This is a genomic window from Novosphingobium kaempferiae (genome assembly GCF_021227995.1).
In the GTDB taxonomy this organism is placed as follows: domain Bacteria; phylum Pseudomonadota; class Alphaproteobacteria; order Sphingomonadales; family Sphingomonadaceae; genus Novosphingobium; species Novosphingobium kaempferiae.
Genome location: NZ_CP089301.1, coordinates 2,885,839 through 2,899,495, shown reverse-complemented (window position 1 = coordinate 2,899,495; position 13,657 = coordinate 2,885,839). Strand labels below are relative to the sequence as shown.

Here is a 13,657-nt window from a genome sequence, read left to right as displayed (position 1 = left end):
GGGCGGCTTTTCTTTGTGCCTCACCCCCTCCGCTCGGTCGCGAAGGCGAGCAGCGCCACCAGCGCCAGCCCGGCGCCCGCCGCGGCGCAGGCCGTCCAGCCGCCGCGCACGTAGAGCAGCGGGGCCATGGCCGACCCCAGCGCGCCGCCGATGAACATCAGCGACATGTAGATCGCGTTGATCCGCCCGCGCGCGTGGGGGCGCAGGGCGTAGACGACGTTCTGGCTGAGCACTTGGTTGCCCTGCGTCCCGGCGTCGAGGACGATGGCCAGCACCGCCAGCAGCAGCACCGATCCGATCGCCAGCGCGGGCGCCGTCAGCGCGAAGCTGAGGCCGAGCGCGCACATGGCAATGACGGTGCCCTGCCGCGTCAGGCCACGGTCGGCGAAGCGTCCGGCGATGGGCGCGGCCAGTGCGCCGCCGGCTCCGGCAAGAGCGAACAGCGCGATCTGCTCGTGGCTGAGGCCGAACTGGCGCTGGAGCATCATCGGCCCGGCGGTCCAGAACAGGTTGAAGGCGCAGAACAGGCAGGCCTGATAGAAGGCGCGGCGGCGCAGCAGCGGTTCCTCGCGGAACAGTTCGGCCATCGAGCGCAGGATCGCGCCGTAGCTGCCGCTGCCCGCACCGCGATGGCGCGGCAGCATGAACCACAGCAGCACCGCGAGCACCGCCAGCAGGCCCGAGGGGACGAGGAAGGCGAGCCGCCAGTTGCCGAAACCGGCCAGCGCGCTCGACACCGGGCGGGCGAGCATGATGCCGGTCAGCAGCCCCGCCATGACCGTGCCGATCACCCGGCCCTGCCGTCCCTCGGGCGCGAGATGCGCGGCGAGGGGGACCAGCACCTGCGCGCCGACCGAGGACAGGCCCGCGACGGTGACCGCGACGAAGAACGGCTCGATTCCTTTAGCCATGCCCGCGCAGGCCATCGCCACCGCCGCCACCGCGACCATCGAGCAGACCAGCGTGCGGTTCTCCAGCCGGTCGGCCAGCGGCACCACGAACAGCAGGCCGAGGCAGTAGCCGATCTGCGTCATCGTCACGATCAGGCCCAGCGTCGCATCGGCGACGCGGAGGTCTGCGCCGATCGCCGAAATCAGCGGCTGCGCATAGTAGAGATTCGCTGCCAGCAACCCGCAGGCGAGGGCCATGACGAAGGTGCGGATCGTGTCGCTATTCGCTGTGCGGATAGTCCCAGCATCCCGCGACGCTTCGCTAAAATCGTTCTGTTTCAATGTATTGATCCCACGTTGGCGGTACTGGCGGCACTGCGCTCCGGCCCCGGAAGCCGTCTGTCGGCATTTGCGATCTGGACGGCCCCAGATATGTATTATAGCTATATCAAAAGATCAAATGAGCGGGGATTTTCGATGGCTTCCCAGACCCCTTCTTTCACGTCTCTTCACGGTGCGGCCATAGTGACCGGCGCCTCGGGCGGCATCGGCGGAGCCATCGCCCGCTCGCTGGCCGGAAAGGGCGTTCCCGTCGTCGTCCATGCCAACAGCAACCTCGATGCCGCGACCGCGCTGGCGGCCGAGATCGAGGCTGCCGGGGGGCAGGCCCTCGCGGTCGCGGCGGACGTCACGGACGGGGCTGCGGTGGAGGCCATGGTCGCGCAGGCGGTCGAGCGTTTCGGCCGGATCGGCGTGCTGGTGAACAATGCGGGCATCTGCACTTCGGCTCCCGTCGGCGGGATGGATGCGGGCATGATCGACCGGGAACTGGCGGTGAACGTCAAGTCCGTGGTGCTGGTGACCCAGGCCTGCCTGCCGCACATGGGGAAGGGCGGGGCGATCGTCAATCTCAGCTCGAACCTCGCTTTCGCGCCGCTTCCGGGGATGACGCTCTATTGTGCGGCGAAGGCCGCCGTGGCCTGCCTGACGCAAGGTTTTGCGCGGGAACTGGGCGCGCAGGGCATCCGCGTCAACGCCGTCGCACCGGGGGCCACGCGCACCGCGATGACCGCGTGGATCGACGACGCGACGCTCGCCGCGATCAGCGGCCAGACCCCGCTCGGCCGCATCGGCGAGCCCATGGACATCGCCGGGGCCGTGACTTTCCTGGCTTCCGCCGAGGCGAGCTGGATCACCGGCCGCACGCTCGTCATCGACGGCGGACTTGCGTGAGTTTCGGCCTGAATCCGGCCCGTTTCCGCCGTTTCAGGGTCGCGCACTGAACGGCACCTAGACCGCACCAAGAGACACCGAACCACCACTTCGAGGGACACGCAACGACCATGACCGATCCGAAGGCACCGCAGGCGATCTGGCCCAATATTCCCCAGCCGCTGATGCCCTATTCCCCGGCCGTGAAGGCCGCCGACTGGATCTTCGTCTCCGGTCAGCTGGCGAGCGACTTCAAGACCGGCATCGCCGCCGAAGCGCGTCCCGCCAACCCGAACCTCGAATCCGACCAAGCGCTCCAGTCGCGCTTCGTGATGGAGACGCTCAAGCGCACGCTCGCCGCCGGTGGCGCCGACCTGTCGAAGGACGTCGCGCGCATCTGGCAGTGGCTGCCCTGGGAAACCCCCTCGATGCCGGACTTCGCCAAGGGCGACTGCTATCCCGAGGGTCTGCGCATCACGCCGTACCTCGACGTGCGCAACGACTACATCTTCGAGCCGCGCCCAGCTTCGACCGCGGTCAGCATCCGCGCGCTGCCGGTGCGTGACGCGCGCATCGAGATCGACGTGATCGCCATCGTCGACGGCAGCGAGCCCAAAGGCTTCGCCGCGCCCGAAGGCGTTCCCGCCCCGCTCGCCGGATATTCCCCGGCGCTGCGCCGCGGCGACTGGATCTTCCTTGCGGGCGAAGTGCCGACCGACTGGCAGGGCGACTACGGCGAGCACCGCAGCATGGGCGCCCCCGGCGCGCTGGCCCGCGAGGCGCGCACCAACCCGCACGTCTGGTACGGCTCCGACATCGAGGCGCAGACCGACTACACCCTCTCCAAGCTGGAGCGCATCGCCGAGGCGGCGGGCGGTTCGCTGAAGAAGGTGGTCAAGGCCGACGTCTACATCGGCGACCCGTCGGACTACGCCGGGATGGACCGCGCCTGGAAGCGCTGGTTCAAGGACAACCCGCCCGCGCGCTGCGTCATCCCCTACATGGGCCTCGGCACGCGCGGCAGCCGCATCGAGATCGCGCTGACCCTGCTGGCCGACGACGCCACGCTCAAGATCGAGCGCATCGAGACGTCGGAAGCGCCCGAGCCGTGGAGCCATGAACCGCAGGCGGTCAAGGTCGGCAACTTCCTGTTCCTGTCGCAGCAGATGGCCTGCGATTCGAAGGGCGTGCTGGCCGAGGGCATGCTGCGCCACGAGAACTTCCCGTGGTACGGCCTGCCCGGCAAGAACCAGATGCGCTACATGCTCAAGAACGTGGCGGCCATCTGCGAGGCGGGCGGCACCAAGCTCGAGAACGTCGTGCGCCGCGCCTGCTTCCATGACGAGGGCACGCACTTCGCCGACTCCATCGAGGAATGGTCGGCCCACTTCCCCGGCGTGAAGCCGGCTTCGACGACCATGAAGATCGGCGGCCCGCTGGTGGTGCCGGGCGCGAACGCGCTGCTCGACCTGATCGCCTACGTACCCGACTGACGAGAGACCATCCGCCTGCACGGGGGCGCAAGCCCGTCCCCGGCAGGCGGCAAGACAATGAAGACAAAAAGGGAGGTGCCCGCGCGGCGGGCATCGTGACACACACAAGATGGGGGTTTCGCATGAACACTGAATTCACTGCCCGCGCCAAGGCGCTGCGCACCGCCCTGCTGGGCGGCGCCGTCGCCATCGCCTCGCTCGCCACGCCCGCCTTCGCGCAGGACGCCGCTCCCGCCGCGTCCGCCGATGAGGGCAACGTGATCGTCGTCACGAGCCGCAAGCGCGAGGAGCGCCTGCAGGACGTGCCGCTGGCGATCACCGCCTATTCGGGCGAGGAAATGCGCGCCAAGGGCATCGCCTCGCTGGCCGACCTTGCCGCCCAGACCCCCGGCCTCGCGTTCCAGGACGTCAACGGCGCCTATGCCGCGCCGGTGCTGCGCGGCGTCGCCCAGATCGACCAGACCGGCCCGCAGGGCAACGTCGGCATCTTCATCGACGGCGTTTACCTCAACAACCGCTCGGCGCTGGCCTTCGACCAGTACGACCTTGAGCGTATCGAGGTGGTGAAGGGCCCGCAGAGCGCGCTCTACGGCCGCAACACCTTCGCGGGCGCGATCAACTACGTCACCGCCGCGCCCAAGCCGGACGAGTTCTCCGGCCACGCCACCTTCACGCTGGGCAACTACGACCGCCACGAGGTCAAGGGCTCGGTCAACATCCCGCTCATGAAGGGCGTGGCGCTGCGCGTGTTCGGCGGCTTCTCCGAATTCGACGGCACCATCAAGAACGACCTCAGCGGCAAGTACCTCGACGGCTGGAAGGACCGCTGGAGCGTCGGCGGCGCGCTGACCGCGGAGATCACCGACAACCTCACGCTCGACCTGTTCGGCGTGCGCTCGGAAACCGCGAACGACCACCCGGCGCTCTATTCGATGCCGACGTCGATGAACAACTGCGGCTCGACCACCACCGTGCGCGGCCAGCAGCTCAACACGTTCTACTGCGGCAAGCTGCCCTACCCGACCAACTTCCAGCTCGACGACAAGACCGGCTACGGCCTGACCGGTTCGAACGAGGTCTACTACGGCAAGCTCAACTACTCGGGCGAGGCGCTCGATCTGACCGCCGTGGTCAGCTACACCACCGCCGAATTCGGCCTGCTGGTCGACACCACCGGCGATCCGAACGCGGTCAACGTGCCCAACTTCGGCGGCCTGTCGCGCCAGCTCTACACCAATGCCGCGACCGACCGCAGCACCGACTGGAACTACGACATCCGCGCCAGCTCCAAGCCGGGTGCGCGCCTGTCGTGGATGCTCGGCATGAATTACTACGACTCGCTGGTGTCGGACATCCTCGAGCTGAACTTCCAGCTGGTCGGCGTGCAGCCGGGCACCACGCGCCCGCCCGCGTTCTCGACCCGTGGCGGTACGCTCAAGACCAAGGGCCACGCGGTCTACGGCATGCTCGGCTACGAGATCACGCCGCAGTTCAACGTGCAGGCGGAAATGCGCTACACGATCGACGACCAGGACTTCATCGGCGGCGGCTCGGCTGCGGGTGCGACCGGTCGCCAGACCTTCAAGTACCTGACGCCGCGCTTCTCGGTTAACTGGAAGCCGACCGACGCCGTGCTCGTCTACGCCACCGCCGCGCGCGGCGTGAAGACCGGCGGCTTCAACGCCAACGCCGTCAACACCGACTACTTCACCTACGGTTCGGAAACCAACTGGACTTACGAGGCGGGCGTCAAGACGACCTGGCTCGGCGGTGCGCTGGTCGCCAACGCGGGCGTGTTCTACGTCGACTGGAAGGACATCAACGCGCAGCAGCAGCTGCCGTTCTCGACCCTCGCGGTCGTTGGCAACAACGGCGACGCCGAAGTGAAGGGCATTGAGGCGCAGATCGCCTTCAACCCGACCCGCACGATCTCGCTCACCGCCAGCGGCGCGCTGCTCGATCCCAAGTACAAGTCGGGCGTGATGGACGGCGAAGTCTCGTACATCTGCGGCGAGCTGGCGAACTCCACCGTCACCAGCAGCAACTGCACCTCGAACGTCGGCGGCAACCAGATCGCCCGCACCTCGGACAAGCAGTTCGCGCTGGGCGCGGCATGGACCGTGCCGGATATCGTAGACGGGCTGGACGGTTACGTGCGTGCCGACTACTCTTGGCAGGCGGGCAAGTACTCGACGGGCCTGAACCTCCAGGACCAGGGCTCGATCTCGCTGGTCAACGCCCGCGCCGGCCTCAAGTTCGGCAACTATGAACTGGCGATCTGGGCGAAGAACCTGCTGCAGGACAAGTACATCTCGCGCGCGACCGTCGTCGCCTCGACCGCAGACAGCGGCCCGGTCTCGGGCGTCAGCTACACCCGCATCTACCCGGGCGAGCGCCGCACCTTCGGCGCGGATCTCTCCGTCCGGTTCTGAGTGAGAAGACCTTAGGAGCAAGTCCCATGACATTCCTGACCAATCTCGACGACAAGACGCTGAAGGACGGCGCGGTGCCGACCTTCGCGCTGTCGCAGCGCGGGCGCGCGGGCATGCAGCTGCTCGGCGCGGTGCAGAAGTACTCCTCGGGCGTGCTGCGCCCGATCGCGGCGGAGAACTTCGCGGCGGACAAGCGCGGCAAGGCGCTCTCCGCCGAGCACGAGGCGGCGGCGCCGGGCGAAAGCGCGCGCGATCGCATCAACGCCGCGCGCGAAGTGTGCGAGAGCGACAACGTCTATCGCCTCGAACGCTTCATCCAGCGCTGGGTCGCCGAGGAGAACTTCAACCGCGGCATCCCCGCCATCGAGGAGCGGCGCGAGAAGTTCGAGGCGTTCAACGCCGCGCAGGGCGACACCGAACTGCTCGGCACGCTGGACCTCTCGGCGCAGGTCGCGCTGCCCAAGTACTACGACCGCGTCGAGTGGCACCTCGAACCGGGCGGCTGGGACGGCTACGACCTCTACGGTGCGCTCTTCGCCTACGGCGTCGGCCCCTACGTGTTCAGCCATGGCGGCTATGCCGCAGTGGGCGTGGGCGACGACATCACCAAGCAGCGCGCCAACACCATCCGCCAGTTCCCCAAGGAGAGCTACGGACGGATCTACGAGCCGGGCTGCGGCGGCGTCTCGACGCTCAAGGCGGTGAACTCGGTGTTCCCCGAGGCCGAGCTGCATGGCTCCGACCTCTCGCCGCTGCTGCTGAAGAACGGCCAGAAGATGGCCTCGCGCTTCGGCTTCCCGGTCCATCTCAAGCTGGCCGATGCCGCGCACGACACCGGCGAGGCGGACGAGAGCTACGACGGCGTCATCACTTATGCGCTGCACCACGAGCTGCCGCCCAAGGCCAACCGCGAGATGTTCCGCGAACTGTTCCGCATCATGAAGCCGGGCGCGGACATCGTCATCTCCGATCCGCCGCCGTTCCGCGCGGTCTCGATGTTCCACGCGGTCATCCTCGACTGGGACACCGAGCACCGCGAGGAGCCGTTCTTCTCCGCCGTGCTGCACGACAGCCTCGACGCGATGCTGGAGGAGGCGGGCTTCACGAACGTCGAATCCTACGCCATCGGGCAGGACCAGTACCCCTGGGTGACGCGCGCCGTGAAGCCCGCGACCCTCGCTGCGGAGGCCGCGTGATGGAACCGACCGGCACGGACTACCTCGGCGCGGACAGCGTCACCGACGTGGCACGCATGCTCATGGCGCTCGTCTCCGAAGTGTGGATCATGCGCGATCGCCAGATCGTGACCGAATACCTGCTTGAGACGAAGGGCGCGGTCACGCGCGAGGAACTGGACGAATTCGTCCCCTCGGGCGACCTCGCGGCGCAGATCACCGCCGAGCGAGAGCGTTTCGCACGGCTGGTTGCCGGCGCACCGATCGCGGCGGTACGCCGCTCGGTGCCGGAAATCCTGGAGCGCGCGGGGCTCGAAGCACCCGAAGCGGCCAACTGAGAAGACACGGGAACTGCATGACGGCCATGACCGGAAATACCGCCGATACCGCATCCACGGCGCCTGCCGCGCAGGGTAGCGGCCTGCCGCTCCAGACCTGCGTGGCCTGGGGCCTGGGCACCGTGGCCGTGGCCGCGCTGTTCAACTCGGTCAACGTGCTGCTGCTGCGCTACGTCGTCGACTACGCGGGCATCAGCGCGGCGCTGGCGGGCGGGCTGATCGCCGCGTCGAAGCTCTACGACGCGATCATCGACCCGATCGTCGGCGCGGCCAGCGACCGCACGCAGTCGCGCATGGGGCGGCGCCGGCCGTTCCTGCTGGCGGGCGGCGTGCTGCTGGCGCTCGCGGCGCTCATGCTGTTCAACATCCCGGCCGGGGGCGGGGCGCTCTCGGTCGGCTTCCTCGTCCTCTCGCTGATCGTCTACGCGACCGGCTACGCGGCGTTCTCGGTCCCCTACATGGCGATGCCGGCGGAGATGACCTCGTCGCTCCACGAACGCTCGCGCCTGATCTCGTTCCGCGTCTCCGCCGTCGCCGTCGCCTCGCTGCTGGCGGTCTTCGTCGGGCCGCAGATCATGACGCTGGCGGGCGGCGGGCGGACCGGCCACACCGCGCTGTCGATCTTCCTCGCCATCGTCGTCGTCGCCGCCGCGCTGGCGTGCTTCCGCGGCACGCGCAATGCGCCGTTCCACTACCAGCCCGCCGTCAAGGCGACGTGGGGCCAGAAGGTGCGCTCGCTCGCGGGGAACAAGCCCTTCGTCGTGCTGCTGCTGGTCAAGCTGCTCCAGCTCATGGCGCTCGCCGTGACGCAGGCGGCGATGCCGTTCCTGTTCCAGCGCGTGCTCAAGCTGGGCGACGCCAAGATGGGCATCTACTTCCTGGTGTTCTACGGCACCATGATCCTCGTCCAGCCGATCTGGGTCCGCCTGGCGCGGATGCAGGGCAAGCGCCTGATCTACATGGCGGGGACATTCCTCTACGGCGCGATCTACCTGAGCTGGTACTTCGTCGGCCCGGACGAGGCGCTGGCGGGCGTCTACGGACGCGCCATCGCGCTGGGCGCCATGGGCGGCGCGGTGCTGCTGTTCGGCCAGTCGCTGCTGCCCGACACGATGGAGTGGGACTACCGCCGCACCGGCATGCGCCGCGAGGGGATGCTCTCGGCCGTCTACACCCTCGTCGAGAAGCTGGCCTATGCGCTCGGCGCGGCGCTGACCGGGATCATCCTGGGCAAGACCGGCTACATCCAGAACGCCGCCCATGGCGAACAGCCTGCCTCGGCGATCACCGCGATCTACTGGCTGGCCTCGTTCATCCCCTTCGCCTTCCTCGTCGCCAGCATCGTGGCGCTGTGCTTCTACGACCTCGACGAGAAGAAGTTCGCGAAGGCAGCAGCGGAGTGACCGATGCCAGCGTGGCGGTCGCGGACACCCTGATCCGCGACGCCTACGTCGTCACGCTGGACGCCGGACGCCGCGTCTTCACGCGCGGCTTCCTGGCCTTCGCGGGTGGGCGGATCACCGCCGTGGGCAGCATGGCCGAGAGCCTGCCGCCCGCGCGCGAGGTGATCGACGCGCGCGGCATGATCGTCATGCCGGGCATGGCCAACGGCCACAACCACCTCATCCAGAACGCCTTTCGCGGCTACAACGATGACCGCTGGCCGGTGCTCGACATCCCGGCTGCGGTGCGCAGCCTGCTGGAGCAGCTCTTCGCGGCGTCGGGCCGCATGGATGCCGGACGCACTTACGCCATCGTGCGCCTGCACGCGCTGGAGATGCTCAAGGCGGGCTATACCGCCACCCACGACGAGCATTTCACCAATGCCCGCAAGGACAGCGTCGACGGCAGCTGGCAGGCGCTGGCGGACAGCGGGATGCGCGGCTTCCTGTGCCGCTGCATCGTCGACGACCGCGTGCCCGAGGACGGGCGCGAGAGCGTGGACGAGGGGCTTTCCGAACTCGACCGCCTGCGCGCCTTCGGCAGCGATCGGATCACCGTCGCGGGCAGCTTCGTCAACTACAGCTTCCGCAGCGATCCCGAGGACATGCGCCGCATCCACGAAGGGACGATGGCGCTCGGCCTGCCCTTCGGCGTCGACATGACCGACAACAGCCGGGGCGCGATGCTCAAGGCGCGCGGGTTCGAGGGCGGGCAGGCGGATTACTACCGCGCCTTCGGTCTGCTCGACCACGGACCGATCTACGCGGGCAAGGGCGTCAACCTGCTGCGCCACGAATATGCGCTGCTGGCCGAACACGATGCGCGCCTCGCGCTGGTGCCGACGCTGCGCTTCTTCGACGGGCAGGGCGTACCGGTGCATGACTTCCTGGAAGCCGGGATGCTGCCGGGGCTCGGCACCGACGCGCCGCTCGTCAGCGACAGCCAGGACCCGTTCGAGAACATGCGCCATGCGATCTTCGGCCAGAACCTTGCCGTGAAGGCGCGCGTCGCCGCCGGGGGCGAGCGGCCCGACGCGGCGCTGTGGCTCAATGCCGAACGCTGCATCGAGATGGCGACGCTGGGCGGCGTGCGCTCGCTGCTGCTGGAGGACACCTGCGGCGCACTGGAAGTCGGCAAGGCGGCGGACCTCGTGATGATCGACGCCGCCCGCGCCGAGATCGCGCCCACCTGGGACGAGCGCCGCCTGCTCGGCTCGCTGGTCTGGGGCGGCAAGGGGGCGCAGGTCCACTCCGTCTTCGTCGCGGGCGAACGCCTGATCGACGCGGGCCGCTCGACCCGCTGGGACGAGGACGAGGTGATCCGCGAGGCCGACGCCGCGCTGACCGCCATCGCCCGCGAGGCCGACCTCGGCCGCTTCCTGCCGACCCGGCAGGCAGGCGCGGCGTATCGGGGCTGGGCGTATCATTGAGTCCGGCAGACTTTCGCTTTTCCCTTCGTCATTGCGAGCGCAGCGAAGCAATCCAGCGCAGAGCGAACCGCTCTGGATTGCTTCGCTGCGCTCGCAATGACGAAGATCGGGGACGCCGGGGATTGGAAGGATATTGCACATGAACACCACCCAGCCGCGCGTTGCGGTCGTCACCGGGGCCGGGCAGGGCCTCGGCCGGGCCATCGCGCGCGAACTGGCCGCCGCCGGGCACACCGTCTTCGGCTGCGGCATGAAGGCGGCGGAGGACTTCGACGGCGTGCGCATGATCGCCTGCGACGTCACCGACGAGGCGCAGGTGCAGGCGCTGTGGGACCGCGTGACCGCCGAGGCGGGGCGCATCGACTGGTGGATCAACAACGCCGGCCTCGCGCTCACCGGGCGGCCGCTGGCGGGCATGGCGGCGGACGAGTTCGGGCGGATGGTCTCGGTCAACCTCGTCGGCACGATGACTGCCTGCCGCGTCGCCATCGCCGGGATGGGCGCGCAGGGCAGCGGAGAGGTGTGGAACATGCTCGGCGCGGGGGCGGACGGGCAGCCGGTGCCCGGCATGAACGGCTACGCCACCACCAAGGCCGCGCTCACCTTCATGACCCGCGCGCTGGCGCAGGAGGCCGAGGGCGCGGCGTACCGCATCGGCGGCTTCAGTCCGGGGCTGGTGATGACCGAGGGCTTCTTCCGCGAGCACGCCCGCGTCCCCGAGGATCAGCGCCCCGCGCGCGAGGCGGTGGTGAATCTCATCGGCGACCATCCCGAGACCATCGCCCTCTGGATTCGCGAGGCGCTGGAGGCCGGGCAGGACAACGGCGCGATCCTGACGTGGCTGACGGCGGAAAAGATCGCCGAACGCCGCGCGGAGCAGCCGCCGCGGGATATTCTTTCGGCCTATCGGTGAGGGGCGGTTGCGCCCTGTCGCGGGGGGCTTCGACAAGCTCAGCCTGAGCGGGATTGGGGCAGGGGGCTTACTTCCACACCCTCCCCAAAAACCGTCGCCCCTGCGCAGGCAGGGGCCCATCCCGGCCTCGCCGCCTCGCCTTGAGCAAGTGTCTTGGCGATGGACCTGATGGGCCCCTGCCTGCGCAGGGGCGACGGGCGTTTGAGGTATAAACGAAACACCCCGTCCCGACCCCCACCGGGAGCCGGGACGGCGCGTATCCTCACACGATGGCCGAAGCCTGCTCCAGACTCTCGAACATGGCCTGGCGCAGCAGGTAGGCGCGGCGCTTGTCGTCGTCGGCCAGCAGGGCGCGCATCGCGGCTTCGCGCTTCGCATGGGTCTCGCCCTGGCCGGCGCGCATGGCTTCCATGTTCTCCATGGTCTGGCGCTGGGTGAAGTCGAACGTCACCTTGCGGCGCTGGCGGTCGTAGAGGTCCAGCAGGTCGGCACTGGCGCCGCCCTTGATGATCTCCACCAGCTTGCCGCAGGCGTTGAAGGCGTCATGGATGCCGCTGTTCATGCCGAAGCCGCCCAGCGGGTTGTTGAGGTGCGCGGCGTCGCCCACCAGCAGCACGCGGCCCTGGCGGAACTGCTTGGCCACGCGCTGGTGGACGCGGTAGATCGTGCGGTGCTGCGTCTCGACCGCCGCGCCATCGCCCATGATGCCGTCGAACACGGCGTTCTTCTTCTCGTCGGAGCGCAGGAATTCCTCGCTCTCCTCGTGCGCGGGGACGAGCACGCGCCATACCGAGGGGACGCGCAGCAGCACCAGCCACTCATCCGGGTCCGACACGTAGTTGACGTGGGCGAGGCCGGGCATGGCCTGCTCGATCGGCCAGGTGGTGCTCAGCGTCAGGAAGCGCTCGGGGTAGGTGAAGCCGTCGAACTCGGTGCCCAGCCACTTGCGCACGATCGAGGACGCGCCGTCGGCGCCGATCAGGTAGTCGGCCTTGACCGTCTCGATGCCGTAGGGGCTTTCGAGGTGGACCTCGACGCCCGCCTCGTCCTGCGTGAAGTGGACGACGCGGTGGTTGAACAGCACTTCGGCGCGGTCGAGCGTCGCAAGGCGCTCGGTCAGCATCCGGGCAAGGTGGTACTGCTCGCACTGGATGCGGAACGGATAGCGCGTGACGTCCGAGATCTCGGTGAGGTCGAACGACAGGATCTCGCCGCTGCGGCGGTCGCGCCAGTGGTAGACGGGGGCCTTGAGGCCCTTCTCGATCAGTGCGGAGGTGACGTCGAGCTCGTCGAGCATCTCCAGCGTCGGCGGGTGGAAGGTGCTGGCGCGAAGATCCTGCGCGCAGTCGGCGCCGGCTTCGGCAAGCACGACGTCGATGCCGTGGCGGGCGAGGTAGGCCGCGGCGACGGCGCCGACGGGGCCGCCGCCGGCGACGACGACCTGGGTTCTGCGGGTGGTGGTCATGTGTGTCCTGTCGGGAAGGGAGTTCGGATCAGAAATCGGTGAGGAGGCGGCCGAAGCCGGGCATGCGGTCCATGATCCCGTTGGCGCGCAGGGCGTGCCAGTACGTCGCGGTGTTGATCGCGATGACCGGCTTGCCCAGCCACAGCTCGGCGGCGGCGGCGAAGGCCACGGTCGACAGGTTGGTGCCGACCTGGACGATGGCCTCCACGTCGTCGCCGTCGAGCGAATGGAACCCCTCGCGCAGCCGCGCCTCGGGCACCTGCGCGATCTGGGTCCACGAACGGCACTGCAGCGGCAGGTCGCGCACCACCTCGTAGCCGTGGTCGGCAAGGTAGGTCTTCACTTGCGCGTTGGCGCTCGGCCAGTAGGGCGAGATCACCGCGACGCGGCGGATGTTGCCGTAGGCCCTGAGTGCGGCGACCACCGCCTCGGCCCCGGTCGACACGCCGACGCCGGACAGCGCCTCGATCTTCTCGCGCCATCTGCGCCCGCCTTCCGCGCCGCCGTAGAAGGTGACGGCGGACATGCCCATGACGAGGTAGTCGGGGCGGCAGGAGAGCACGCCCGTCACCGCCGCGGCGGTGTTGGCGTCGATCTCCATGGTGCCCGCCATGAACGTCTCGTCCGAGACGGCCTGTGCGTCGTCCACGACGATGCGACTGTAGTGGTTGGTCACGCCATAGGGGCGCATGGCGTCGAAGTCGGGCTGGACCACGGTGTTGGTCGAGGGGCCGAGGACGCCGAAGAGCCGTCGGAAGCCGAGGCTGTCGGGGCCGCGCGGCGGTGTTGGCACGGTCATCGGGTGTTCCTTGCTGCGTTTTATTGGCTGCGATGTTCTGTTGTCGGCGGCGCGCTAGGCGGGTGGAT

11 protein-coding genes are annotated in these 13,657 nt (G+C 68.7%); 8 read left to right on the top strand and 3 right to left on the bottom strand.

Translation table 11 applies throughout. The features are described from left to right. Positions 1–20 precede the first annotated feature (20 nt). Complete coding sequence (locus tag LO787_RS13080) at positions 21–1,148, bottom strand: MFS transporter (RefSeq protein WP_232491461.1); 1,128 nt, start codon at positions 1,146–1,148, stop codon at positions 21–23. Positions 1,149–1,415: 267 nt separating this feature from the next. On the opposite strand from LO787_RS13080, the gene LO787_RS13075 reads away from it, so the two are divergent. The 8 genes from LO787_RS13075 to LO787_RS13040 all read left to right on the top strand — a co-directional run bounded on the left by LO787_RS13075 (position 1,416) and on the right by LO787_RS13040 (position 11,325). Continuing rightward, a complete protein-coding gene (locus LO787_RS13075) occupies positions 1,416–2,123 on the top strand; it encodes an SDR family NAD(P)-dependent oxidoreductase (protein WP_232491460.1) in 708 nt (235 codons plus the stop codon). Between the two features lie 110 nt (positions 2,124–2,233). Next, complete coding sequence (locus LO787_RS13070; protein WP_232491459.1) at positions 2,234–3,595, top strand: RidA family protein; 1,362 nt, start codon at positions 2,234–2,236, stop codon at positions 3,593–3,595. Positions 3,596–3,717: 122 nt separating this feature from the next. Continuing rightward, positions 3,718–6,027 (top strand): TonB-dependent receptor, encoded by a 2,310-nt coding sequence (locus LO787_RS13065; RefSeq protein WP_232491458.1) that lies wholly within the window; start codon positions 3,718–3,720, stop codon positions 6,025–6,027. Between the two features lie 26 nt (positions 6,028–6,053). Then, positions 6,054–7,223, top strand: a complete 1,170-nt coding sequence (locus LO787_RS13060; protein ID WP_232491457.1) for a class I SAM-dependent methyltransferase — start codon at positions 6,054–6,056, stop codon at positions 7,221–7,223. Continuing rightward, on the top strand, positions 7,220–7,540 hold the full coding sequence (locus LO787_RS13055; protein ID WP_232491456.1) for a hypothetical protein: 321 nt from the start codon (positions 7,220–7,222) through the stop codon (positions 7,538–7,540). Before LO787_RS13060 ends, LO787_RS13055 begins: the two co-directional genes overlap by 4 nt. 26 nt (positions 7,541–7,566) lie before the next feature. Next, positions 7,567–8,943 carry an MFS transporter gene (locus tag LO787_RS13050; RefSeq protein ID WP_232491455.1) on the top strand — a complete coding sequence of 459 codons (1,377 nt, stop codon included), beginning with the start codon at positions 7,567–7,569 and terminating at the stop codon, positions 8,941–8,943. Further along, the gene (locus LO787_RS13045) at positions 8,940–10,412 is read left to right on the top strand and encodes an amidohydrolase family protein (protein WP_232491454.1); all 1,473 of its coding nucleotides are present in this window, start codon (positions 8,940–8,942) and stop codon (positions 10,410–10,412) included. The genes LO787_RS13050 and LO787_RS13045 overlap by 4 nt, the downstream gene beginning before the upstream one ends. A 139-nt stretch (positions 10,413–10,551) precedes the next feature. Then, positions 10,552–11,325: an SDR family oxidoreductase gene (locus LO787_RS13040; RefSeq protein ID WP_232491453.1), complete on the top strand. Its 774-nt coding sequence runs from the start codon at positions 10,552–10,554 to the stop codon at positions 11,323–11,325. A gap of 262 nt (positions 11,326–11,587) precedes the next feature. On the opposite strand, the gene LO787_RS13035 is transcribed toward LO787_RS13040, so the two are convergent. Both LO787_RS13035 and LO787_RS13030 read right to left on the bottom strand, forming a co-directional pair. Continuing rightward, entirely contained in the window at positions 11,588–12,790 is a 1,203-nt protein-coding gene (locus tag LO787_RS13035; protein ID WP_232491452.1) for an FAD-dependent oxidoreductase, read from the bottom strand. A gap of 28 nt (positions 12,791–12,818) precedes the next feature. Then, entirely contained in the window at positions 12,819–13,589 is a 771-nt protein-coding gene (locus LO787_RS13030) for a maleate cis-trans isomerase family protein (RefSeq protein ID WP_232491451.1), read from the bottom strand. Positions 13,590–13,657: the final 68 nt, after the last annotated feature.